This window comes from Bacillus sp. 7884-1, assembly GCF_002272245.1.
GTDB lineage: Bacteria > Bacillota > Bacilli > Bacillales > Cytobacillaceae > Neobacillus.
In genome coordinates this window covers 12,271-35,455 of the sequence record NZ_NPDD01000057.1, presented here as the reverse complement: position 1 = coordinate 35,455, position 23,185 = coordinate 12,271, and the positions used below count along the sequence as shown (strand labels likewise).

Below are 23,185 nucleotides of genomic sequence, written 5' to 3'. Positions count from 1 at the left end.
GCAGAGTAATTCTGTCTCTTTTTGTCGTACATGTTTTAGGAATAAGAGGGAATTTTTAGTATAATGGAAATAGACAAGTTAAAGGGGGATCTATGATGGAATTAAATCTTAGCGGGAAAACAGCACTCGTAATTGCTTCCAGCCAAGGGCTAGGATTTGCTATCGCTCAAGCGTTAGTGAAAGAAGGAACGAATGTAATGATTTCGGGCAGGGATGAGGAAAAACTTAAAAAGAAGGCTGAGGAATTAGAATCTATCGGGATGGGGAAGGTTGTTTTCCAAAAATCAGATATCACAAAGACAGAAGATATTAAACTACTTGTATCAAAAACAATAGATACATTTGGTGGTCTTCAACTACTTGTCAATAATGCAGGCGGTCCACCGGCAGGAACGTTTGAGGATTTAACAGATGATGAATGGCAAAGTGCATTTGAATTAAATTTATTATCATATGTACGTGTCATTCGTGAAGCATTGCCCTACCTAAAAAAGGATGGAGGAAAGATTCTTAACATCGCTTCATCTTCAATTAAAGAGCCAATACCAGGCTTAATACTCTCTAATACCTTTCGAACCGGTATCGTTGGACTATCTAAGTCATTAGCATCTGAATTTGCTTCATACAATATCTTAATCAATACAATCGCGCCAGGTCGCATAGCAACTGATCGTGTTAGGCATTTAGATCAAATTAATGCGGATAAACAAGGAGTCGACATAAATACGGTTGAATTATCAATGAAAGAGACAATTCCTCTTAAGAGATATGGAACACCTGAGGAATTTGCCAATGTAGCAGCCTTTCTTCTATCAGATGCTAATACCTATATGACTGGGAGTTCGTTTTTAGTTGATGGAGGCATGATTAAAGCTATTTAACCTCACAGTTATTATTCCAATAATCAACCTCATTTTACGTTTATTACCAAAAAAATTTGGTTAAGGTAAAAACATAAAGGAGTGTTTAAACATGCTGAGAAGTATAAAACTGGTTTTTGTTCTAGTGTGTATCATGTTTATTGGAACTTCACTTACTGGTTGTGGATTACCCCTATCAAAAGAACTAATTGTTAATCGTTACGCCGATGCCTTGTTAACAAAGAATAATGAACTTCAATTCCGCTTCAGAATCAATAATGAAATATTAGATAGACATGAGTTATATAAAGTAAAGGTTACGATCCATGATGATCAGCTTGCGGCTGCAATTGGTAAACGTGAAATCATATACGGAGAAGATCAAGTTCTAAATGGAGAATATTTAGAGGTAGAGGGTAAAAGTGAAAAATATATTTTTATGGACCCGCTCCCCCTAAAGGAAGATTTACACATCTATGAATTAAAGAATATGATTGAAAAAAATCAAGCAGTTTCAATCGAAATATTCAATAATCAGGAAGTTTTTGGACGTGTCTACTTAACAAATTTTTCATCAGAGCTATGAAATTATTGGTTATCTTGATTTGAACTAGGAGAAACTATGTAAGTGCATAAATTTGGAGATTGAGCACGATAACCGGAAAGTACTTAGTTCCGGTTTTTTTGCGTTACTCCATATATAATAAAAAGGTGAAAATACGAAATCGGAGGATTGATTTATTTTGTTAACTCCAGGAAATACTGTAATTGGTTTTATTGGGACAGGAGTAATGGGGAAAAGTATGGCAGGACATTTAATGGCAGCGGGGTATCCGTTAATTGTTTTTTCAAGGACCAAGGAAAAGTCGGGTGAACTATTAGAAAAAGGCGCTATTTGGGTAGATACACCAAAAGAAATGGCAGAGAAGGCTAATGTTATTATTACAATGGTTGGCTATCCTTCTGATGTGGAAGAAATTTATTTAGGGGAAAATGGCTTAGTTAATAATGCTAGATCAGATAGTTATCTTATCGATATGACGACTTCAGCCCCATCACTTGCAAGGAGAATATATGAGGCTGCAAATGAAAAAGGTATTCATACCATTGATGCCCCTGTCTCTGGCGGTGATGTTGGTGCACAGGAAGCGAAACTGTCCATTATGGTAGGCGGAGAAGAATTAGACGTTGAAGCGATAAGACCACTTCTAAATCTCCTGGGAACAAATATTGTTTATCAGGGAAAAGCAGGTGCAGGACAGCATACAAAAATGTGTAATCAAATTGCGATAGCTTCAAATATGATTGGTGTTTGCGAGGCCATCATTTATGCCGAAAAAGCAGGATTAAATCCAGAATCAGTGTTAAAAAGTATTACCACTGGCGCTGCTGGAAGCTGGTCATTAAGCAATCTTGCTCCAAGAATGCTGAACGGGAATTTTGAACCAGGATTTTACATAAAACATTTCATTAAGGATATGAAAATCGCATTAGAAGAAGCAGAGCAAATGGAAATGAAAGTTCCTGGTTTAGCTTTGGCAAAATCGCTGTATGATCAACTTGCTGAAATGGGCGAGGAGAATAGTGGAACACAGGCATTATATAAATATTGGAAGTCCTAATACGAGTTGTATAAATTCCTCCTGTTTTCAAAAAATAAGCAAGAAGCTGAAATAGGAGGAAACTTTATATGGCTAAACGAACAAAAAAGAATGACCCGCAGCAAAAAAACAAAAAGGGATTCGATTCTGCTGTCTTAAATGAAGAATTTGCTCATGAAATGGGATCTGCAGCAACAAATAAAATTCATAAAGATAAAGCAAAAAAAGAAAAAGCATCCAAAAATAATGGACAATACAAAGGTCAATAACAGAAATACCCTCACATTTTAGCAGTGAGGGTGTTTTTTATTATTTAAAAATTGTTGCATCCTATTTAACCCAGTCTCCAGCGTTTCGAGTGAACAGGCATAGGAAAGTCTAAAATAACCTTCACCGAATTCAGAGAATGCACTTCCAGGAACTACAGCTACCTTTGCTTGATGTACCATCTCAAGAGCAAAGTCAAAACTATTCACAGGGATTGATTCAGGGATTTTAACAAAGAAATAAAATGCCCCATCTGGCTTAACTACACTTAGCCCCATTTCAGTAAGACGATTGTAAACATAGTCTCGTCTTTGGATATATTCCCTTTTCATCGGGATAGCATCATCCATTCCCGTGGTTAATGCTGCTAAAGCTGCTTTCTGAGCAATTGAATTAGCACAGGATACATTGTATTGATGTACCTTTAATATGTGCTTGGTAATATCTTTAGGAGCGAATAGGAAGCCAATTCTCCATCCAGTCATCGAATGAGATTTTGACAATCCATTAATTACGATTGTTTTCTCTTTTAAAAAGGAAGCAATCGAAAGATGGTGCTGATCATAAGTGAGCTCGCTGTATATTTCGTCTGCAAGGACAAAGATTTCTCTCTCTTTCAAGTAATCAGCAATTTCTTTTAACTCAATTTCAGTGAGGCTTACTCCTGTTGGGTTTGATGGGTATGGTAAAACAATGCAGCGTGTCTTATCGGTGATATAAGGTTTAATCATTTCTAACGTAAAACGGAACTGATTCTTCCTTATATCGACATGAACTGGAACTGCTCCACACATACGAATAATTGGTTCATATCCAGGATAAATAGGTCCTGGCAGGATAACTTCGGTCCCTTCCGTTAGAATGGTTCTAAAGGATATATCAATAGCCTCACTTGCACCCATTGTGACAATGACTTCAGATTCTGATTCATAGGAAAGACCATATTTTTTTTTAACAAAATCGCATGCGGCAGTTCGTAATTCAATGATTCCAGCATTAGGTGTATAGGAAGTGAAATTTTCCTCTATGGCTTGAATGCCAGCCAGCTTTACATGCTCTGGTGTATGAAAATCTGGCTGTCCAATTGTAAATGAAATCACATCATCTATATGAGATACCATATTATAAAATTTTCTGATGCCTGAAACCTCTATTTCTTGAACTTTGGTATTAATTAAATGCTCCACCCTTGTTCATCCTTCCATCGCTTTCATGAATACTCTGATTATAAACAGATTTATAGAAATATTCTACAATAATGGACTAGAGTAAGTAGAGAGAATATAAAAACAGCCTGAATGATTTTCAGGCTGTTTTTTTAGGGGGGAGTTTATATCAAATTATAGAGTATTATTAATAACCATAGTCCCAATCAACTTCATCTTCATGCCAGAAAACGGGAGAGACGGAATCGAAAGTAACAATTTTATTATCTAACTTGCAGCTGCATTGATCACAGCCACATTGGTTTTTTATTTCTTCGAATACTGTTTGCTCAACATCTTCAATAAATGTAATCCTCTGGTCTTGAAAAAGAATCGCTGTCCCTTTCATGTTTAAGGCACCTCTTTATGATTTAGTCTTCTTATGATTGTATTGTAAACTTGATCGTTAAAAGGGTCTATAACTTGTGAGAGAGTTCACAAAATTATCAATAAATTGTAGCGAAATTATGTACAAAAAAATACGTAAAAAGGCCAGGTGAAATTTGGCCTTTTTACGTATATCGTTCGCCTAACTTTTTGAAAATCGGTTTTTGATATGGACGGTTTTTTCGATGATTTGAAGGTGGTTGTTCCATTTCTGTAATGCCCGTATATTGCTGTAATATGCCTCTTGCTTGGTTAAGAGAAAGTGAGGTTTTTGGATTTCTCACACTTCCATCTAATTTGCCCAAATGAGGAAGCTCAGCAAAATCAGACTTTGTAGGAGGAATATGAAAAGTATAATGGCCGCACTGAACGAGGACATCCGATTGCTGTTTGCTATTACGAGGATTTTCCGAAAAATGAAGTCCTACTTTTTTTGCTTTGCCTTCATCTATTAATTTTTTTAATGATTCATGCTTAAGTTTATATAAATATTTGGGGTTCGTTGCTGTTTTGGCATGGCGATTAACAATAAAGAGCGCTTGTGAGAGGTTATCTATCGTTAGCTTTCCTTTTGGGTGGGGGATTTCCCTTTCATGAGTCAAGTTATGTACTCCTTTCAAATTAAAAACAGAGCAAACCTAATTCCTATAGTTTCCATATATTCTTTTAGGTTCCTACGGTCAACTTAAGATATAATGTTATTTTTAAGTTTTAGTGAAATAGTCATTATTTTCTTTAAATTGTTTATCTTTATTATGATTTAATTGTAAAATAGAAATACAAGAAAGTAAAAACATTATTGTAAAAAAAGAGAACTTTTTACGTTTAAAGGATGAGAAAATGGATTTCAAAAGCGAATCGAATAAAGAACTAGTACTGGATACAGTGAATAAGAAAATCCAAAAAATTATTTTTGATATAATATTTCAGCATCTCCAGGATATGGTTTATGTGATGAAGGTGGAAGAGGGTCCTTCTTTTCGATATCTGTTTGTTAACGAGGTGGGTTTGAAAAAAGCAAACCTTCCACTAGATGTAATAGCAGTCAAGTGGAGTTCCTTAAGAAAGCTAATTGCCATAAAATTCAGGTATATTATTTTTCAAAGCCTATCCCTGCAAAAGACCTAGAGGAAAAGTTTTTATTAAATAAACACTTTAATGAAAATAGAAGTAATAATTAAAAAATCCTTGCAAATTAGTGAGTAAGGATTTTTTAATCGGTTTCCGTTGAAATCAAGGTAAATACCGTCAATTCTGGTTTTGCCATGAACCGAAAAGGGAGTCGTGTTGTGCCAATCCCTCGATTTACATATAACGACAATGGATTAATCTCACCAATGGAATAATACCCTTCAGGATAATTTTGTGCAAAAGGCGGAATGACAAGAGCCCCCACGAAAGGGATTTTCACCTGACCTCCATGACTATGTCCGCTTAACTGCCAATGTATTTGATAAGTTGAGGCTTCATCGGCAACATCAGGAGCGTGAGATAACAGAAGATTAAACGAGCTCTCTGGTATATGTTTCATGGCTAATTGTAAATCAGGTCTGCCTAGCATTCGATCGTCTATACCTAATAGAGAAATAAAACTTCCATCCTTTTGCTTAATAGGGAGGGATTCGTTTAACAGGAGAGTGAAATTGGACATTTCCATTAGATTTTTATAAATTTCTGAACCATAGCCTCCATGGTCATGGTTTCCATATATACAATATTTACCGATTGTTGCCTTTAATTGCTGTAAAATAGGCGGAACTTTATTTATTTCATTATATTTATTTGGCTCGTCCAATAAGTCTCCTGTGAAAAAAATTAAATCGGGCTGAAGTTGATTAATTTTATCAACTAATTTCTTTAATTGTTTTATATTGTAATGAAAACCTAAATGAGTGTCGCTAAATTGGACAATTTTCACTCCGTTAAAACTAGTAGGAATTAAGGAGTGCTTGATTTCAATGTGATTTATTTCGAGAAGTGAAGGTTCAATTCTATTAGCATAGAAGTAACCGCCTGAACCAAGACCAAAAACAGTTAGAAGTGTACCAAAGGTACTTTTCAGGAAAGATCTCCTTTTCATTTTTTTAGGCATAATTTTATTACCAACCCATCTCCAATTTTTTTCTGTGTAAAAGTAGAGTCATTCGTATTTTCTTTAAAAATGGACGATTTTGCAAGCGAAAAGGCAGAATGAATTTTTATATAAAAAGGTATATAATAGTTCATATTCTAAAATAAATAAAAAATTCCTATTAAAAAGCAGCCTTTTGGCTGCTTTTGTATGTCGCGTCTGCATATTATTTATAACTTACTGCCCGGCTTTGAAGTGCTTTCCAGGAAGCGATAAAATTTTCTTTTCCAACTCTTACTTGTTTTCTGCCAGAAAGCGGGTCATTCAAGTAAACATAATTTGCATCATAACCCACTAGGACAACAGCATGCAAATCCAATGGTGTTTTAATAACTTGCTGTCCGTGATACCAAGACTCCCAGCGGTCAGGTAATCGATAATCTCCTGTTGTCCAAACCACTACAGGGTAACCAGCAGAAACGTGCTCTAGAACTCGTTCAAAGGGCTGGTTTGTTAAGTTAACAGCTCTGCCAGGAAGTTTTTGATTAACCAGTGCTTCCATTGGTTTGTCGAATACTGCATAACCTGCCTGCTTACCGGTCATATCTCCAACAAAACCATCTGCAGGGTTGCCCCAATTTAATATATCACCATTAGAAGATCTTTTGATAGGGTCCGGATCTTTCTGAATGGAGCGATACAAATCCATTTTGTCTGTTTTCACACCTGCAAAGTTTAAAACCATGGCAAGGCTTGTCACTTCACATCCATATCTTAACTCAGGATTTTGTTTAATTAAAGCAACATCCAGCATCATTGAATCCTTTTTAGCTGGTTGTGATACTGGCTGTTTTACGATTGTGTTTGAAATTGTCTGCTTTTTATTTTCAATATTAGTGGTTGTATTTTTAGTTTTTTGAATTTCAGGTTTCGGTACTTGTTCATATATTTCTGTGTAGTTTTGCTTATCTGGCTGTTTAGAAACTGTTTCATCTGCATTATTACATCCAAACAGTGGAAGGATTGATACTATCAAGCAAAATTTTTTCAATTGTTATCCTCCATTCATATGGACTTGGTACTATCATTCGGAAGTTTCGAGTTGCCTATGATGGTATTCTTTTGGAAAAGAACATGATGTGCAAGTTGAGCGTATTGTATATAAGGGTATGGTATAATGAGGAAAATCTTTTTTACGGAGGGTGCTTGAATGGATGCATTGGATATCCTAACGGATCTTGAAAATGTCATTCCTTATTTTCAACCAATTTTTAGTGCCGATGAGCAGCGTGTAATTGCTTATGAGGTTTTAGGTAGATATCAATCAGAGGGCAGCATTATCAGCTTGGGCAGCTTTTTCCATGATGATAGTATTCCAGACGAATACAAATTCGAAGTTGACCAATTGTTAGTTCAAAAAGCGTTAGAACGTGCATTTGATCTTGAAGATGATGTTAGTATCTATTTGAATCGTGATGCCGATTTACTCATGTATCGACATGGAGAGCCATTTTTACAAGAACTGCTGGCTTTTGAAAAAAGAGGCTTGAATTTAAAGAGAATAGTCCTTGAAATTTCTGAAGGAAATTATAAGGGTGATTTTGCTCAATTAGATCATTTACTACAATATTATCGAACGTATGGGATAAAAGTTGCTATTGCAAGTATAAATAGTGACACAAATTTCTTTGAACGAATTGGCCAATTAGGTCCTGAAATTATTAAGATAAATTTACGTGCTTTAAAATCTAATGCAACGGCTGCAAGCTTTACGGATGTTTTATTTTCCTTATCATTATTAGCAAGAAAAATCGGAGCCACATTACTTTTTGAAAATATTGAAATGAGTTACCAGCTTCAATTTGCATGGAAAAATGGCGGGAGATATTATCAAGGATTTTATCTGCATCCCCCTGCCCCGGAATTTATTGAGCGTGAATTACTAAAACAGCGTTTAAAAGTGAAATTCCATGACTTTATCGCATATGAAAAAAGAAAACTGGAAGCAATATATTCAGCAGCAGAATATTTTCAAAATAAAGTACAAGATATATTAATTAAGAATAAAAAGGCAAATTATGAAGAGTTGTTTACTTCGCTCATAAAAGAAATGGATCAAATTGCCTTTCGAATGTATGTATGTGATGAAGATGGTTTTCAGAAATCCTCGAATATTTTAAAGGGTGAAAGCGGCTGGTATTCCCAAAAAGAATATATTGAAAAGAATTGGAGCTGGCGTCCCTATTTTTTAGAAAATATCATTAAAATGAGAAATGAACGCAAGGGGATATTATCTGATTTATATAGTGATATCGAAACCGGAGAGACCATTCGAACTTTCTCCATTCCTATAAATGGAAGTGATTACTTATTTATTGATATTACCTATCAGTATTTATTTGAGAATGACCAATTGTTATAACTTATCTAGTATAGAATGGTTCATACGGTGGAATTTTAATAGAAACATTATTAAAGGAGAAATCGCTCATGAATCTGTTTGTTAATGCCCTATCCATAGTTATTGTTGGAATTCTTGCGGTTTCGCTTATTTATACATTGTCAGTGGCCAGACAGAAAAAAGCAGTTGAAGGAGATTTGGATACAAAAATAGCTGAGCCAGTACAAAGACATATTTATATGAGCAATCCGATTTTTTGGGCATATGGTATATTTTTTACCTTAGTTCTGTTTATCATCCTTTTTGTTGCAATCACTTTCGTACGTTAGGGCCTCATAGAGGCCTATTTTTTATCAAGATTTTTCGGGGACTCTCCTTAGATATGCAAATAATTTGTAGGTTAATGTCTATTACTGATATTTTTTTACGATTTATTTTTGCGATTATTAGGAATATTTGTTGTTAAAATGAATAATAACCTAAGATTTTTACCGTGAGGAGGAAAAGGAAAATGAAGAAAACTTTACTATTACTTCTTGTCATCTTATTATTAATACCTTTGTCCCCAACGGCAAAAGCAAATCTAAGTACTAAAAAAGAGATATTTAGCATGCTCCAGGAAGCCTTTCAAGTTCAGGTCTCTCTGAGTGAACGGACTAGAACAAAAGAAGAAATTTATGATTTATTAAATCCCTACTTTTCAGAAGCTTATCAAAAGTTGTTTTGGAAAGAGAGCGTTTTTGAAGAGAAAGGGAAATTTATTACATATGGTTCGGATTTTGCACTTTTTTATATTCCCTTTTTCCACTATTCGGATAAAACAAAAGTAATCTTTTTACCCGAAAGCATTTATGTTTTTGAATTTTTCCCTGCCACCATAGATGGTCCAGTTGGCTACGAAGATCATTTTGAGGGGGTATTATTAAGAAAAGTGGATGGAGGATGGAAGGTGGACGAATATTTGTATAATAATATCCCTGATAGCATTTTGAAGAAAGCAAATATAAGTAAATAAAAAAAGTTTCCATTTTTTTCACTTTTACATGGACAGATGCGGTCTGTTATTTTATTCTTTTAATATTGGCATATTCACCAGATGAAATTATGCTGGAAAAAATCCATAAGGATAGAAATATACCAAAAGAGAAACATAACAGTAGAAAGTTTGCTTGTGTTTGAAAGGAGACGGAGCATATGTCACAGCTTCAAGGGATATTAACACGGTTAAAAAACCTTCAGGAACAGTCTAATGGAGGTGAGCCGGCACAACGCTATTTTGAAGTAAATGGCGATAGAAAGTGTCAAGTAACATTTCATCCAAAAACAGAAACCTTTGAATTAGAAATATATAATGAAAAGGAAAAGCCAAAACGCTATCAATTTGATAATGTAGACATGATTACAATTGAAATTTTTGATTTAATTCAATAGGAGCCGGCAACGGTTCCTTATTTTTTTCTTTTTTAACTTCATTTCTTATTTATTACTTTTTCATAAAAAAAACCAGTTCTCCGAGAACTATGGTAGAATATACATGTGGTAAAACAAACATTGAGGAGTTTTCGGCGATGATTAGTCTTCACAGTGGTGAATTTTTAGAAATAGATATACGAAAATTAATGATACCTTCTGAACGGGTAGCTCATGTGCAGGTTGGAAATAATCTAGAGCATGCATTATTAGTCCTTACTAAAAGTGGATATACAGCAATACCCGTACTTGATCCGCATTATAAACTACATGGTCTTATTAGCACTCCTATTATAATGGATTCAATTCTTGGACTTGAAAGGATTGAGTTTGAACAATTAGAAAAAAAAAGAGTGGAAGAGGTTATGAATCATTCTGTTCCACGAGTAAAGATTACGGCTTCAATCAAAACCTGTCTTAGACTCTTGGTAAACCATCCATTTCTTTGTGTTGATACGGAAGATGGTTATTTTGAAGGAATATTGCCTCGAAGTACAGTGTTAATGCAATTGAATTTGGACGTAAACAAGATGAATAAAAGTGAAAAATAAGGCTCCCATAAGGGGGCTGTATTATTTTATTGAGAAACATGAGGTGTAATAATGGCTAATCCAATTACCAAATCTAAGAGAGGAAGGACGAATAGACCACTTGTACTAGCAGCCGTAATGCTAGCAATGTTTATGGGAGCGATTGAAGCAACGATTGTTTCAACTGCCATGCCTGCTATTGTTGCTGACTTAGGTGGCTTTACTCTCTATAGCTGGGTTTTTTCAGCGTATCTATTAATGAATGCGGTAACAGTCCTGATTTATGGGAAATTATCTGATCTTTTCGGTAGAAAACCGATTCTCTTTATTGGAATCACTATCTTTTTAATTGGCTCCATCCTCTGCGGCTTTGCGACTTCGATGGAAGCACTTATTATTTTTCGATTAATCCAAGGGTTTGGGGCAGGTGCTGTTACTCCGATTGCAACCACTATTGTTGGTGATATTTACTCTGCCGAGGAAAGAGCAAAAGTTCAGGGGTATTTAGCAAGTGTATGGGGAATCTCTGCTGTTACGGGACCAGCAGTAGGTGGAATACTCGTTCAATATGTAAGCTGGAATTATGTTTTTTGGATAAATATTCCTCTAGGGATTCTTTCTTTGATTGGTATAGGATTCTATCTTCACGAGAACGTTGAAAAGAAAAAACATGAAATTGATTACATAGGTGCATTCCTATTAACTCTGTCTATTTCCTCATTTATGTTTTTGTTAGTGGAGGGCGGAGGACGATGGTCATGGGGCTCCTGGCAAATTGTCAGCTTAATTGTCATATTTATTGTAACGATTAGTCTGTTTGTCTATCACGAAGGCCGGGCGAAAGAGCCTGTAATGCCCTTTAATATTTGGAAGGAACGATCTATTTTTGTTGCGAATGTAACCTCTTTAACTACGGGTATTATGTTGATAGGAATTTCAAGTTTTCTTCCTACATTTGTTCAAGGGGTAATGGAACAAACACCAATCGTTGCAGGATTTACATTAACAGCTATGTCCATTGGCTGGCCTATTGCTTCGACGCTTTCTGGAAGGATGCTTATTTCATTGGGATACCGTAAAACCTCCCTTATTGGAGGTGTCGCCTTAATTATCGGCAGTATAGTATTTGTCACGATGACAGGCTCCTCTGGGCCTCTCTGGGCTGCATTAGGGTCTCTTATTGTTGGCTTTGGTATGGGTTTAACATCAACGGCTTTTATTGTCTCCATTCAAGCAACAGTAAGCTGGCAGCAAAGAGGAATCGCAACAGCTGCCAATATGTTTATGAGGAATTTAGGAAACACAATTGGTGCAGCCTTACTTGGCGGAATTCTCAATAATCGGCTGGGCAATTTTCTTAGTGATAACTCCAAACAATCTGAGGAAAAACTAACCGTGGATTCTGCAAACCTTTTATTAAAGGAAGATGAGCGCTCCAATTTATCTGAATCAGCTCGGGAACTCCTTCAGGAAGGGCTGACTCAATCATTACATTGGGTATATTATGTTGTTCTTACCTTTGCACTTGTGAGTTTAATCCTGATTTCATTTATTCCCAAACATAAAAAAGGCTCTGCTTCGTGATGATGCAGAGCTATTTTTTCTGAAAAAAAAGAAAGCTTATTAATGAAATGTTTTAATATTCTCTATATAATAAGAAATGCGGATGTCTAATAATGCATAAAGGTGGATGGTTTTGTCCTCAATATCTGAATTTCACTTATTATCTGTATTAGCCCAAGAAATGAATATGCGAAAAGCTTCGGAGAGGCTATTCGTATCTCAGCCGGCGCTTTCTCAGCGTCTGCAAACGATAGAGAAAGAGTGGGGAACAAGAATTTTTATCCGCTCTCAAAAAGGACTTTCACTTACCCCAGCCGGAGAACAAGTCATTCAGTTTGTAAATGAGGTGCTGGTTAAAGAAGAAAAGGTCCGGGAAAGTATCCATTCTCTTCAATCGGGGGTATCAGGAACCTTAAAGATTGCAGTTGCTTCGATTGTAGGTCAAAATTGGCTGCCACCCGTTTTAAAAAAGTATAGTGATACCTATCCGCAAGCAAAAATTTCACTCATAACGGGGTGGAGCAGTGAAATATTGAAAAGTCTTTATGATGATCAAGTACATATTGGAATCATTCGAGGTTTGCCAGATTGGAAAGGGGTTAAAATCAAACTTTTTAGCGACCCGCTTTTCTTGGTGGATAGAAACATTACCAGACCTGAACAGCTGTTAGAAACGGATAGGCCCTTCATCCAATTTAAAAGTGATTCTAATTATTATCAAGAAATTCAGGATTGGTGGATGCGTCAATTCAAAACTTCACCTAAAAGAACGATCATTGTTGATCAAATAGAGACATGTAAGCAATTAACCTTCAATGGTTTAGGGTATTCTATCTTACCAGGCATTACGTTGAGTAACACCGAAAAGGAAATTTACAAAATTCCGTTACTTGATGAAAATGGTGATTCCCTTAAACGTGATACATGGTTATTAGCATATGAGTCATCCTTTCAGCTTAAACAGGTGCAGGCATTTGTGGATCTTATTAAAGAACATAGCAGTCATAGCAGTTAATGCTTGTTATTCATTTTTCTTGTTTTCAACACTTTTGTTTGATAAAGTAAATTTTAATTCTAGTTGGAGGTAATACTTATGAAAATGATGGATGCAAATGAAATTATTTCTTTTATTCAAAACAGTAAAAAATCAACACCTGTAAAGGTTTATGTAAAAGGTGACTTAGAAGGTATCGATTTTGGAAGCAATTCTAAAACTTTTATTAATGGTAATACCGGTGTGGTTTTTGGTGAATGGTCAGATATTAACCCTGCGTTAGAATCAAACCAAGGAAAAATTGAAGATTACGTAGTTGAAAATGATCGCCGCAATTCAGCGATTCCATTACTAAATACTAAAAATATTAATGCTAGAATCGAACCGGGAGTAACGATTCGTGACCAGGTAGAAATTGGGGATAATGCGGTTATCATGATGGGTGCAGTTATTAATATTGGCGCTGTTATTGGTGAAAAAACAATGATCGACATGGGTGTTGTTCTTGGTGGCAGAGCTACCGTTGGGAAGAACTGTCATATTGGTGCTGGGACCGTTTTAGCTGGTGTTATCGAGCCGCCATCCGCACAACCTGTTATAATCGAAGATGATGTTCTAATTGGTGCAAATGCAGTAGTATTAGAAGGTGTTAGAGTTGGACAAGGCTCGGTAGTTGCTGCTGGTGCAGTAGTTACGAAGGATGTTCCTCCTTATACAGTTGTAGCTGGGACCCCTGCAAGGAAAATTAAGGATATCGATGAGAAGACAAAATCAAAAACCGAAATCATGCAAGAACTTCGCCAACTATAGAATTATGACAAAGGAGCGTGGATAATTTCCACGCTTTCTTTCTAGTATAGGAGTGGACAAGAATGAACCCTTTTGTTAAGATTCGACGAGATCTTCATCTCATACCAGAATTAGGATTCCAAGAATATAAAACACAAGCATATTTGTTATCATATTTAGAAACCTTATCACAGGAGCGAGTATCCATAAAAAAATGGAAAACAGGACTTTTTGTTAAGGTTAAGGGTTTTCATCCTAGAAAAATAATCGGCTATCGTGCCGATATTGATGGTCTACCGATTGTTGAGGAAACAGGATTAGAATTCTCTTCAACACATCAGGAACAAATGCATGCCTGTGGTCACGACTTTCATATGAGTATCGCTCTTGGTGTTTTAACACACTTTGTACAAAATCCAATTGAGGATGACCTGCTATTTATTTTTCAACCTGCTGAAGAGGGGCCAGGCGGTGCAGAACCAATGCTAAAATCCGACATCATGCAGGAATGGAAGCCGGATATTATTTTTGCCCTCCATATCGCACCCGAATATCCTGTCGGATCTATTGCCTTAAAAGAGGGATTATTATTTGCAAATACATCTGAGTTGTTTATTGACCTAAAAGGCAAGGGTGGACACGCAGCCTATCCACATCTAACAAATGATATGGTGATTGCGGCCTGTTCACTTGTAGGTCAGCTGCAAACAATCATATCACGTAATGTAAATCCATTAGATAGTGCAGTGATTACAATTGGCAAAATTACTAGCGGTACTGTGCAGAATATTATTGCTGAAAAGGCAAGACTTGAGGGAACCATAAGAACACTATCTGATGATTCAATGGATAAGGTCAAACAACGAATCAATGCTGTCGTGAAAGGGATAGAAACCAGCTTTGAATGTGAAGCCCTTATTGATTACGGGTCCATGTACCACCAGGTATACAATAATGAGAATATTACAAGAGATTTCATACAATTTATGAAAGAACAGACCACTATTGATGTTATCGAATGCAGTGAAGCCATGACCGGTGAAGATTTCGGTTACATGTTAAAGGAAATACCCGGTTTAATGTTTTGGCTGGGAGTGGATTCCCCGTATGGTCTCCACCATGCTAAATTAAATCCGAACGAAGAAGCAATAGAAGTCGCTATAAATATGCTCACCAGTTATCTAACATTTAAAGGAAATTGATGTTAATTTCCGCAAGATAGGCGTATTATTTTATTCTTTTGTCTGTAAATGTTAAACTGAAAATTAGAAAAGATTGTTACATATCGTCGTTTATTCTTTATGTAAAAAGGGTAAACCAATGAAGGAACTAATTAATCATTTGGAGGGATTAACATGCCAGAACGTATGGTAGCAAAGCAAGCACCTAGATTTGAAATGGATGCAGTCTTGCCGAACAAAGAATTTGGAAAAGTAAGCCTTGAAGAGAACATCAAAAACGACAAATGGACTGTTTTATTCTTCTATCCAATGGACTTTACTTTTGTTTGTCCAACAGAAATTACAGCAGTTTCAGATCGTTATGAAGAATTTGATGATCTTGATGCAGTTGTAATCGGTGCTTCTACTGATACTATTCATACACACCTTGCTTGGATTAATACAGACCGCAAAAACAACGGTCTGGGTGAACTAAACTATCCGTTAGCAGCAGATACCAACCATGTGGTTGCTCGCGACTACGGTGTCTTAATTGAAGAAGAAGGTATTGCGCTTCGCGGCTTATTCATCATCAGCCCAGAAGGTGAATTAATGTATTCTGTAGTTAACCACAACAATATTGGCCGTGATGTAGATGAGACATTACGCGTACTTCAAGCACTACAAACTGGCGGACTTTGCCCAGCTAACTGGAAGCCAGGACAAGCAACACTTAATGCTTAATTAATACTGAAAAATATAAAGATGATGGCCTAACAATTTGAGTTAGGTCTTTTTTAAAAAGGAGATACGTCATGAAATTACGTGAGCCAATGCCAGAATTATCTGGAGCAGTGGAATGGTTAAATGGGGAAGTTACAAAAGAGGATTTAGTTGGAGAGAAACCAACTCTGATCCATTTCTGGTCCGTCAGCTGTTACTTATGTAAAGAAGCTATGCCGCAGGTTAATCAATTCCGAGATCAATATAAAGATAAATTAAATGTAGTGGCTGTTCATATGCCAAGGTCTGAAGAGGACTTAAATATGGAGCAAATTAAAAAAGTAGCCGCAGAACATGGAATTAATCAGCCTATTTTTGTTGATAGTGAACATAAACTTGCTGAGGCATTTGAAAATCAATATGTTCCTGCTTATTATGTATTTGACCGTGAGGGGAAACTTCGCCATTTCCAAGCAGGCGGCAGCGGCATGAAAATGCTCGAAAAAAGAGTTAACCGTGTATTAGACGAATTAGAGAAAACAGAATAAGTGTGATACAGGTGACTGTTCGTTTTCAACGAGCGGTCTTTTTTATTTTTATGTAACTATATGAACTTTCTATCGTCGATATTAATAAATAGACAAAAGGGGGTAAGTTACATGAAAAAAATGGTGAGATTACTTGCTTTGATTTCTCTATGTCTTTTCCTAGCTGCTTGCAGTTCTAACAGTAAAAGTGAAGAAGCGAAGATGAGCAGTGACCAAAGTGCGGAAATGGATTCAGGACAGGCTGATATGGAAGAAAAATCACAAGTAGCATTAGATAATAGTACAAAACAAGAGGCAGCAGCGCAGGTGGAATTAGAGGTCCCTAATCAAATGGTCATCTATCAAGCAGATTTACAGCTTCGTGTGAAAAAGTTTGAACAAACTATACAAAACATAGAAGCTCAAGTAGTTAAGTATGGCGGCTATATCTCTGAGTCTAATGTATCAAAAGATGGAGTAGAGCAAGTTAGTGGACGAATCACCGTTCGGATACCCCAAAAGAATTTCCAAGCCTTTTTGCATGATGCTGAGGGTCAGGCAGCTGAGGTCCTACAGAGAAATATTACTGGAATAGATGTAACCGAAGAGTTTGTCGACCTGGAGTCCAGACTAAAGTCCAAAAGAGTAGTAGAAGAACGGTTAACCTTATTCATGAAAACAGCAGAGAAAACAGAAGATCTTTTAAAGATTTCAGCTGACCTTGCTGCAGTACAAGAGGATATTGAAACGATACAAGGGAGAATGAAATACCTAGAAAATCAAACCTCACTTTCAACCATCCATATTTCACTTTATGAAAATAAAGTCATTGTGCCTAATCTTGAAGATGAAGATCTTAATACTTGGGATAAAACAAAAAAACAATTTATGAAAAGTACTAACATGCTGTTAGCCGCAATTTCAGGTTTTATTGTTTTTATCGTTGGTAATCTACCTATTTTAGGAATCATAGCAATAGCTGCTGTTTTCATCACGCTATATATCAAGAAAGTTCGGAAAAGAAAAGACAATAACTAAATTAGTACATTCAACTAAATTGGATATGCTAAAATGAAAATGGATAATTGATTTTTGTGGGGGAATAGTAGTGAGGAAGAATTTTGCAGTAATAGGATTAGGTCGATTTGGCGGGAGTATTTGCCGAACTCTTTCTGATGAAGGTTTTGAGGTGCTCGCAATTGATAAAAACGAAGAAAGAGTAAATGCATACGCCATGATTGCCTCTCATGCTGCTGTCGGAGATACAACGGATGAGGCAGTCCTAAAGAGCCTCGGTATTCGTAATTTTGATCATGTAATCGTCGCAATCGGTGATGATATTCAATCGAGTATTTTAACCACTTTGATTTTAAAGGAGCTAGGAGTAACTCATATAACCGTTAAAGCCCAGAATGATTATCATGAAAAAGTACTTGTGAAAATTGGTGCAGATAAAGTTGTTCATCCTGAAAGAGATATGGGTAGAAGAATTGCTCACAATATGGCTTCAAGCAGTGTGTTAGATTATCTAGAGTTATCCGATGAACATAGTATTGTTGAAATTGTAGCAAACAGTAAGATAAGAGGTCATACCATCATTGATTTAGACATTCGAAAGAAATATGGGTTAAATATTGTTGCGATTAAAAGAGGCATGGATATCATCGTGTCTCCAAAGGCAAATGAAGATATCCAAGCGAATGATGTATTAATTGTTATTGGTACCGATGAAGACATCGATCGGTTTGAGAGAAAGGTAATGCAATAAGAAAAGCGGAAGCGCCCTATATAGGCGCTTCCGCATCATCCTTATGAGTGATCACATCATCACTTTTAATTAGATTACGGGCTCTCATCATTTTAAAATTGATAAAAAGACAACAAAAAAAGAGGAAACGCCTAAAAGGCGCTTCCTTTTTCTTATACTTCCATAATGATAGGTAAAATCATTGGTCTGCGCTTTGTTTTTTCGTAAAGGAATGGTGCTAAGGTATCAGTAATTTCATTTTTAATTTCTGACCATTGACTTGTTTTGCGTTCCATTACTTTATTTAAATGCTTCGTAATCAGATTTTGAGCGTCGTTAATTAAATCACCAGATTCTCTCATATAGACAAACCCTCTAGAAATAAGATCAGGTCCTGAAGCGATTTTAAAGTCTTTCATATTAATACTGACCACCACAACGACCAATCCTTCTTCCGAAAGGATTCTCCTGTCACGTAAAACAATATTCCCAATATCGCCAATACCGCTTCCATCAATATAAACGGAGCCGGAAGGAATTTTCCCTGCTACTTGCGCACTGTTCTCAGAAAGTGCTAATACTTCACCATTATCCATGATAAAACAATTTTCTTCTTCCACACCACAGTCGACAGCAAGCTTGGCATGCATTCTTTGCATTCTATATTCACCGTGAATCGGCATAAAGAATTTTGGCTTTATTAAGCGCAGCATTAACTTTTGTTCCTCTTGACCACCGTGACCGGAGGTATGAATGTTGCTTAGTTTCCCGTGAACAACTTCAGCTCCTGCTCTAAATAACATGTTGATGGTCCGGTTTACACTGATCGTGTTCCCTGGAATAGGTGAAGATGAGAATACCACTGTATCGCCCGGGATAATTTGTATTTGTCTGTGAGTACCATTAGCAATTCTAGATAAGGCTGCCATAGCTTCACCTTGGCTTCCAGTACAAAGAATTGTAACTTTATCTGCAGGAAGTCGATTAATTTGATTCGCTTCAATAAATGTCTCTTTTGGTGCAACAATATATCCTAATTCTTGACCTATATTAATGGCTGATTCCATACTTCGACCAAAAACGGCTACTTTTCTTCCATTTGCAACTGCAGCCTCCACAACTTGTTGCAGCCTATAGATATTAGATGCAAAGGTTGCGAATATAATCCGTCCTGAGACCTTTCGGAAAATATCATCAATGCTTTCACCAACAAGTCTTTCAGACATTGTGAATTCAGGAATTTCGCTGTTTGTACTATCTGAAAGTAAGCACAATACACCTTCTTTACCGATTTCTGCCATCTTCGTTAAATTTGCAGGTTCACCTACCGGTGTAAAGTCGAATTTAAAGTCCCCTGTATGAACAACTTGTCCTGGAGGTGTCTTTACGACAATTCCATAAGAATCAGGAATACTGTGTGTTGTTCGGAAAAAAGAAACAGACGTTTTGCGGAATTTTATCACATCGTCTTCTTGAATGGGAATTAGTTTTGCAGTCCTTAAGAGACCATGCTCTTCTAGTTTATTTTTAATTAATCCTAAAGCAAGTTTCCCGCCATAGATTGGAATATTTACTTCTCTCAGTAAATAAGGAATCCCGCCAATATGGTCCTCGTGTCCGTGAGTAATAAATAATCCTTTTATCTTGTCTTCATTTTTGACTAAATAGGTGTAATCCGGGATAACATAATCAATTCCTAATAGCTCGTCCTCTGGAAATTTAATTCCAGCATCGATTAATATTATTTCATCCTGAAATTGTACTGCATATGTGTTTTTTCCAATTTCGCCCAAACCACCTAAGGCAAAAACGGCAGTTTGGTCATTTTTTACAAATTTCATAAATTATCAAATCTCCAATACTTTATAATCTTCATTTTGTTGTTCATATTCTAAAAATGCTCCTGTCACTTGTTGTACTAATTCAACGTTATATCCCCGATCTGCAATTTTCTTGCGGACATCTCTAACAGATTCTCCCTCCACATAGAGAACCTTTGTTTTTTCTCTTACAGGGACTTCGGTAATTCTTTCTTGAAAATAAACTTTAAATACCATAATAAATCGCTCCTTAATCGATCGTGACTTTTTCTATTATATTAAATAATTACATTTTTTTCATTTAATTTCACTTTTCGCCTAAAAAGTAAGCATTTGGGCTTATAGAAAAATATGTAAATAAATACGCTGATAATCAATTTACAATAAGGAATGAGCCCTTCGCAAGTTTGAAGGGCTCGAAAAAAGTTGTTGTTAAGCAATTGATTTTTTTCGTAGTAAATCTTTCCACTGTTTTAAGAGCTTCTTTCTTAGCTTCTTTAACATAGTGGATCATCTCCTTACTTCCTATTTTAAACGATCCTTGTCCAATGTAAAGCAAGCCATGATAGATATTGTAGATTTTTTTTTATTTAGGGATTTTTATACTAATATTATATGGAATAAACAAGAAATCTTTCATGGATAAACATGGCAGAATGAAGAAAGTTTAATAAATTGACAATTATTCTTCTTATGATTAGTGTTTATTTGAGAAATTATTGTAAAGCTTAATCATAATTGAAAAAGCAAAGAGGAGTTAGAATTATATGAAAAAAATTGTTTTCTTTGATATAGACGGAACATTGCTTGATCAAGAAAAAAAACTCCCAAGGAGTACAAAAAAAGCAATCCAATTATTAAAGGAGAATGGTGTATTTGTAGCGATTGCAACCGGTAGAGCGCCATTTATGTTTACAAGCTTAAAAAAAGAGCTGGATATAGATTCTTATGTGAGTTTTAATGGGCAATATGTTGTGTTTGAAAACGAAGCGATTTATAAGAATCCGCTGAAACAATCTGAGTTAGAAAGATTTCTACTGGATACAAAGACGAACGAACATCCATTGATATTTATGAATGAATTAACCATGAAGGCTACTACCCATTACCATTCATATATTGAAACTAGTATGGGCAGCTTATTATTTCCACATCCTGATGAGGACAAATCTTTCTTTATCGACAATGAGATTTACCAATCCTTACTTTTTTGTAAAGAAAACGAGGAAAAGTTCTACTTTGAAAATTTCCCTGAATTTGATTTTATAAGATGGCATCCCTATTCAGTTGATATTTTACCTAAAGGTGGATCTAAAGCTGAAGGGATAAAGAAAATGATTGACAGATTAGGGTTTGACTTGAAAGATGTTTATGCATTTGGTGATGGCTTGAATGATTTAGAAATGCTTAAAGCGGTTGGAACTGGAGTTGCAATGGGGAATGGTGTTCAAGAGGCTAAGGCACTTGCAAATTTGGTTACTACCGATGTATCGGAAGATGGCATTTGGAATGGATTGAAGGAATTACAACTCATTTAAATAGTAAAAAAAGCGCAAGAGCCAGGGAGCACTTGCGCCTTTTTTATCTTTCGATTGCGATTGCACCCTCAATTGGTTTAAAAGGGTCTTTTTTATTAATATGATCATAAAACATAATTCCGTTTAAATGGTCAATTTCATGTTGAAAGCAAATGGCTGGGAGACCCTTTAGGCGAAGCTTCACCTCTTCTCCTTCTAGCGAAATTCCTTTCACAGTAATTCGAGCAAACCTCTCTACGTAACCTGGAATGTCTTCATCTACAGAAAGACAGCCTTCCCCAGAAACTAAATAGGCTTTTTCTACTGAATGGCTGACAATTTTGGGATTATACAATCCGTAACTATACAAGCTGCCTTTGTCGTCATGGAGGTGAATGGCAATCATGCGCTTGGAAACGTTTATCTGTGGTGCAGCTAAACCGATTCCAGGCCGTAATCCATTTTGTAAAGAAACTTCAGGATTTTGACTATTCTTTACATATTCTAAAAGGCTTTCAAGTATTTTTCTGTCTTCCTCCGATGGCGGCATAGGTACTTCAACTGCTACTTTTCTTAGTGTAGGATGGCCGTCTCGAATGATATCATCCATCATTAACATGATTGATTCACTCCTGTTTATAAACTAAAGATATTGATATTCATTAGTCTATCAGACTATTCCTCAAAAGTTAATTGTAAGTATCAACAATTATTCTGATTAATGTTAGAGAATTTCCAATGGATATTGTCAAAAATAAGAAGTATAGATATAGTAGGAATTGTAATCAGTAAGGGGGTTGCGACTTGTCTATTATTAGAATTACACGAATTATTTTAGCGGTAGTAATTAGTGGTTTCTTATTAACTGGCTGCAATAGCAATGAGTATTCAACTGAAAAGCTGTATCAAGTGTTAGAAAATGTTGTGGATGCAGAGAAAGAATTTGAAGAGCAGCAAGAACCGCTAGTAGAGTTAGAAAGGCAAGAAAAGGAAATTTATAATGAAATTATGACTTTAGGGATGAAGCAGCATGAAAAGATTGTCACACTTTCTGACGAAGCTCTTTCGATTATTGAAAAAAGGAAAAACCATTTACAACTGGAAATTGACAGTATAAATGCTTCTAAAACGGAATTTAAGAAAGCTGAAGAAATAATAAGTAATATAAAGGATTCTGAACAAAAGGATAAAGCAGAAGATTTATCGAAAATAATGAAGAAAAGATACCAATTACATAATAGGCTTTCAAAGGAATATTCAAGTGCACTAGATCGTGATAAAGAATTATATCTAATGCTTAAAGAGGAAAGTATTTCTTACGACAAGCTTGAAGCACAAGTTGCGGATTTAAATTCTACCTATCAAAAGGTACTGGATGCAAATGAAGAATTCAATGATTTAACAGCACAATATAATGAGAAGAAGCTTAAATTTTACAAAGAATCAGGTCTAAATCTAAATGATGAGAAGTAAGAAAAAAGTCGGCTGCCATGGTCGATTTTTTTTTGCATAAATGAAAATATATTGATATAACAGAATAAAGTGGTGAGTGA

The 23,185-nt window shown here is 35.8% G+C and carries 28 protein-coding genes; 20 read left to right on the top strand and 8 right to left on the bottom strand.

Features of this window, described 5'->3' with window-relative positions; all coding sequences use genetic code 11:
• Window positions 1–95 precede the first annotated feature (95 nt).
• From CHI06_RS07665 to CHI06_RS07650, 4 genes are all read left to right on the top strand, one after another.
• Complete coding sequence (locus CHI06_RS07665; RefSeq protein ID WP_095247836.1) at window positions 96–881, top strand: SDR family oxidoreductase; 786 nt, start codon at window positions 96–98, stop codon at window positions 879–881.
• A 91-nt stretch (window positions 882–972) separates the two neighbouring features.
• A complete protein-coding gene (locus CHI06_RS07660) occupies window positions 973–1,446 on the top strand; it encodes a hypothetical protein (protein ID WP_095247835.1) in 474 nt (157 codons plus the stop codon).
• Window positions 1,447–1,603: 157 nt separating this feature from the next.
• Window positions 1,604–2,482, top strand: a complete 879-nt coding sequence (locus CHI06_RS07655; protein ID WP_095247834.1) for an NAD(P)-dependent oxidoreductase — start codon at window positions 1,604–1,606, stop codon at window positions 2,480–2,482.
• A 68-nt stretch (window positions 2,483–2,550) separates the two neighbouring features.
• Window positions 2,551–2,730 (top strand): hypothetical protein, encoded by a 180-nt coding sequence (locus CHI06_RS07650; protein WP_095247833.1) that lies wholly within the window; start codon window positions 2,551–2,553, stop codon window positions 2,728–2,730.
• 18 nt (window positions 2,731–2,748) lie between these two features.
• Here the strand turns inward: CHI06_RS07650 and CHI06_RS07645 are convergent, their stop codons facing one another.
• The 3 genes from CHI06_RS07645 to CHI06_RS07635 form a co-directional block, all read right to left on the bottom strand.
• A complete protein-coding gene (locus CHI06_RS07645) occupies window positions 2,749–3,915 on the bottom strand; it encodes an aminotransferase A (protein ID WP_095247832.1) in 1,167 nt (388 codons plus the stop codon).
• Between the two features lie 166 nt (window positions 3,916–4,081).
• Complete coding sequence (locus CHI06_RS07640; protein WP_095247831.1) at window positions 4,082–4,282, bottom strand: hypothetical protein; 201 nt, start codon at window positions 4,280–4,282, stop codon at window positions 4,082–4,084.
• Between the two features lie 163 nt (window positions 4,283–4,445).
• The gene (locus tag CHI06_RS07635) at window positions 4,446–4,922 is read right to left on the bottom strand and encodes a YkyB family protein (RefSeq protein WP_095247830.1); all 477 of its coding nucleotides are present in this window, start codon (window positions 4,920–4,922) and stop codon (window positions 4,446–4,448) included.
• 238 nt (window positions 4,923–5,160) lie between these two features.
• Here CHI06_RS07635 and CHI06_RS07630 point away from each other — a divergent pair, with 238 nt between their 5' ends.
• Window positions 5,161–5,448 (top strand): hypothetical protein, encoded by a 288-nt coding sequence (locus CHI06_RS07630; protein WP_095247829.1) that lies wholly within the window; start codon window positions 5,161–5,163, stop codon window positions 5,446–5,448.
• Window positions 5,449–5,533: 85 nt separating this feature from the next.
• Here CHI06_RS07630 and CHI06_RS07625 read toward each other — a convergent pair whose 3' ends face one another.
• The gene (locus CHI06_RS07625) at window positions 5,534–6,412 is read right to left on the bottom strand and encodes a metallophosphoesterase (protein ID WP_095247828.1); all 879 of its coding nucleotides are present in this window, start codon (window positions 6,410–6,412) and stop codon (window positions 5,534–5,536) included.
• A gap of 205 nt (window positions 6,413–6,617) precedes the next feature.
• Window positions 6,618–7,442, bottom strand: coding sequence for a C39 family peptidase (locus CHI06_RS07620; protein WP_257009195.1), 825 nt, complete (start codon window positions 7,440–7,442; stop codon window positions 6,618–6,620).
• Window positions 7,443–7,601: 159 nt separating this feature from the next.
• Here CHI06_RS07620 and CHI06_RS07615 point away from each other — a divergent pair, with 159 nt between their 5' ends.
• The 13 genes from CHI06_RS07615 (at window position 7,602) to CHI06_RS07555 (ending at window position 18,316) form a co-directional block, all read left to right on the top strand.
• Window positions 7,602–8,813 carry an EAL domain-containing protein gene (locus CHI06_RS07615; RefSeq protein WP_095247827.1) on the top strand — a complete coding sequence of 404 codons (1,212 nt, stop codon included), beginning with the start codon at window positions 7,602–7,604 and terminating at the stop codon, window positions 8,811–8,813.
• 68 nt (window positions 8,814–8,881) lie between these two features.
• Window positions 8,882–9,121, top strand: coding sequence for a hypothetical protein (locus CHI06_RS07610; RefSeq protein WP_095247826.1), 240 nt, complete (start codon window positions 8,882–8,884; stop codon window positions 9,119–9,121).
• A 182-nt stretch (window positions 9,122–9,303) separates the two neighbouring features.
• On the top strand, window positions 9,304–9,807 hold the full coding sequence (locus CHI06_RS07605) for a DUF3993 domain-containing protein (RefSeq protein ID WP_095247825.1): 504 nt from the start codon (window positions 9,304–9,306) through the stop codon (window positions 9,805–9,807).
• 179 nt (window positions 9,808–9,986) lie between these two features.
• A complete protein-coding gene (locus tag CHI06_RS07600) occupies window positions 9,987–10,223 on the top strand; it encodes a YkuJ family protein (protein WP_095247824.1) in 237 nt (78 codons plus the stop codon).
• Between the two features lie 137 nt (window positions 10,224–10,360).
• Window positions 10,361–10,813, top strand: coding sequence for a cyclic-di-AMP-binding protein CbpB (gene cbpB, locus CHI06_RS07595; RefSeq protein ID WP_095247823.1), 453 nt, complete (start codon window positions 10,361–10,363; stop codon window positions 10,811–10,813).
• Between the two features lie 51 nt (window positions 10,814–10,864).
• Window positions 10,865–12,376, top strand: a complete 1,512-nt coding sequence (locus CHI06_RS07590) for an MDR family MFS transporter (protein ID WP_095247822.1) — start codon at window positions 10,865–10,867, stop codon at window positions 12,374–12,376.
• Window positions 12,377–12,488: 112 nt separating this feature from the next.
• A complete protein-coding gene (locus tag CHI06_RS07585) occupies window positions 12,489–13,370 on the top strand; it encodes a LysR family transcriptional regulator (protein WP_095247821.1) in 882 nt (293 codons plus the stop codon).
• 78 nt (window positions 13,371–13,448) lie between these two features.
• Window positions 13,449–14,159 (top strand): 2,3,4,5-tetrahydropyridine-2,6-dicarboxylate N-acetyltransferase, encoded by a 711-nt coding sequence (dapD, locus tag CHI06_RS07580; protein WP_095247820.1) that lies wholly within the window; start codon window positions 13,449–13,451, stop codon window positions 14,157–14,159.
• Between the two features lie 62 nt (window positions 14,160–14,221).
• A complete protein-coding gene (locus tag CHI06_RS07575) occupies window positions 14,222–15,340 on the top strand; it encodes an N-acetyldiaminopimelate deacetylase (RefSeq protein WP_095247819.1) in 1,119 nt (372 codons plus the stop codon).
• A gap of 153 nt (window positions 15,341–15,493) precedes the next feature.
• Entirely contained in the window at window positions 15,494–16,042 is a 549-nt protein-coding gene (locus CHI06_RS07570; RefSeq protein ID WP_095247818.1) for a peroxiredoxin, read from the top strand.
• Between the two features lie 71 nt (window positions 16,043–16,113).
• On the top strand, window positions 16,114–16,569 hold the full coding sequence (locus CHI06_RS07565) for a TlpA family protein disulfide reductase (protein WP_095247817.1): 456 nt from the start codon (window positions 16,114–16,116) through the stop codon (window positions 16,567–16,569).
• 111 nt (window positions 16,570–16,680) lie between these two features.
• Entirely contained in the window at window positions 16,681–17,586 is a 906-nt protein-coding gene (locus CHI06_RS07560; protein ID WP_095247816.1) for a DUF4349 domain-containing protein, read from the top strand.
• 70 nt (window positions 17,587–17,656) lie between these two features.
• Window positions 17,657–18,316 (top strand): potassium channel family protein, encoded by a 660-nt coding sequence (locus CHI06_RS07555; RefSeq protein WP_095247815.1) that lies wholly within the window; start codon window positions 17,657–17,659, stop codon window positions 18,314–18,316.
• A gap of 152 nt (window positions 18,317–18,468) precedes the next feature.
• Here CHI06_RS07555 and rnjA read toward each other — a convergent pair whose 3' ends face one another.
• Together rnjA and CHI06_RS07545 are read right to left on the bottom strand one after the other, a co-directional pair.
• The gene (gene rnjA / locus CHI06_RS07550; protein WP_095247814.1) at window positions 18,469–20,136 is read right to left on the bottom strand and encodes a ribonuclease J1; all 1,668 of its coding nucleotides are present in this window, start codon (window positions 20,134–20,136) and stop codon (window positions 18,469–18,471) included.
• A 6-nt stretch (window positions 20,137–20,142) separates the two neighbouring features.
• Window positions 20,143–20,352, bottom strand: a complete 210-nt coding sequence (locus tag CHI06_RS07545; protein ID WP_095247813.1) for a DNA-dependent RNA polymerase subunit epsilon — start codon at window positions 20,350–20,352, stop codon at window positions 20,143–20,145.
• A 530-nt stretch (window positions 20,353–20,882) separates the two neighbouring features.
• Between CHI06_RS07545 and CHI06_RS07540 the strand changes: the two genes are divergently transcribed.
• Window positions 20,883–21,653, top strand: a complete 771-nt coding sequence (locus CHI06_RS07540; RefSeq protein WP_095247812.1) for a Cof-type HAD-IIB family hydrolase — start codon at window positions 20,883–20,885, stop codon at window positions 21,651–21,653.
• A 43-nt stretch (window positions 21,654–21,696) separates the two neighbouring features.
• On the opposite strand, the gene def is transcribed toward CHI06_RS07540, so the two are convergent.
• Window positions 21,697–22,251 carry a peptide deformylase gene (gene def, locus CHI06_RS07535; RefSeq protein WP_095247811.1) on the bottom strand — a complete coding sequence of 185 codons (555 nt, stop codon included), beginning with the start codon at window positions 22,249–22,251 and terminating at the stop codon, window positions 21,697–21,699.
• 185 nt (window positions 22,252–22,436) lie between these two features.
• Between def and CHI06_RS07530 the strand changes: the two genes are divergently transcribed.
• A complete protein-coding gene (locus tag CHI06_RS07530) occupies window positions 22,437–23,105 on the top strand; it encodes a YkyA family protein (protein ID WP_095247810.1) in 669 nt (222 codons plus the stop codon).
• Window positions 23,106–23,185: the final 80 nt, after the last annotated feature.

Bases quoted from the DNA above. Each gene is read 5' to 3' on its own strand.
- CHI06_RS07545 (WP_095247813.1), bottom strand. From the start codon at position 20,352: ATGGTATTTAAAGTTTATTTTCAAGAAAGAATTACCGAAGTCCCTGTA.
- CHI06_RS07575 (WP_095247819.1), top strand. From the start codon at position 14,222: ATGAACCCTTTTGTTAAGATTCGACGAGATCTTCATCTCATACCAGAA.
- CHI06_RS07605 (WP_095247825.1), top strand. From the start codon at position 9,304: ATGAAGAAAACTTTACTATTACTTCTTGTCATCTTATTATTAATACCT.
- CHI06_RS07570 (WP_095247818.1), top strand. From the start codon at position 15,494: ATGCCAGAACGTATGGTAGCAAAGCAAGCACCTAGATTTGAAATGGAT.
- CHI06_RS07590 (WP_095247822.1), top strand. From the start codon at position 10,865: ATGGCTAATCCAATTACCAAATCTAAGAGAGGAAGGACGAATAGACCA.
- CHI06_RS07665 (WP_095247836.1), top strand. From the start codon at position 96: ATGGAATTAAATCTTAGCGGGAAAACAGCACTCGTAATTGCTTCCAGC.
- CHI06_RS07640 (WP_095247831.1), bottom strand. From the start codon at position 4,282: ATGAAAGGGACAGCGATTCTTTTTCAAGACCAGAGGATTACATTTATT.
- CHI06_RS07615 (WP_095247827.1), top strand. From the start codon at position 7,602: ATGGATGCATTGGATATCCTAACGGATCTTGAAAATGTCATTCCTTAT.
- rnjA (WP_095247814.1), bottom strand. From the start codon at position 20,136: ATGAAATTTGTAAAAAATGACCAAACTGCCGTTTTTGCCTTAGGTGGT.
- CHI06_RS07610 (WP_095247826.1), top strand. From the start codon at position 8,882: ATGAATCTGTTTGTTAATGCCCTATCCATAGTTATTGTTGGAATTCTT.
- CHI06_RS07560 (WP_095247816.1), top strand. From the start codon at position 16,681: ATGAAAAAAATGGTGAGATTACTTGCTTTGATTTCTCTATGTCTTTTC.
- CHI06_RS07600 (WP_095247824.1), top strand. From the start codon at position 9,987: ATGTCACAGCTTCAAGGGATATTAACACGGTTAAAAAACCTTCAGGAA.
- cbpB (WP_095247823.1), top strand. From the start codon at position 10,361: ATGATTAGTCTTCACAGTGGTGAATTTTTAGAAATAGATATACGAAAA.
- dapD (WP_095247820.1), top strand. From the start codon at position 13,449: ATGAAAATGATGGATGCAAATGAAATTATTTCTTTTATTCAAAACAGT.
- CHI06_RS07650 (WP_095247833.1), top strand. From the start codon at position 2,551: ATGGCTAAACGAACAAAAAAGAATGACCCGCAGCAAAAAAACAAAAAG.
- CHI06_RS07565 (WP_095247817.1), top strand. From the start codon at position 16,114: ATGAAATTACGTGAGCCAATGCCAGAATTATCTGGAGCAGTGGAATGG.
- CHI06_RS07625 (WP_095247828.1), bottom strand. From the start codon at position 6,412: ATGCCTAAAAAAATGAAAAGGAGATCTTTCCTGAAAAGTACCTTTGGT.
- CHI06_RS07660 (WP_095247835.1), top strand. From the start codon at position 973: ATGCTGAGAAGTATAAAACTGGTTTTTGTTCTAGTGTGTATCATGTTT.
- CHI06_RS07540 (WP_095247812.1), top strand. From the start codon at position 20,883: ATGAAAAAAATTGTTTTCTTTGATATAGACGGAACATTGCTTGATCAA.
- def (WP_095247811.1), bottom strand. From the start codon at position 22,251: ATGTTAATGATGGATGATATCATTCGAGACGGCCATCCTACACTAAGA.
- CHI06_RS07630 (WP_095247829.1), top strand. From the start codon at position 5,161: ATGGATTTCAAAAGCGAATCGAATAAAGAACTAGTACTGGATACAGTG.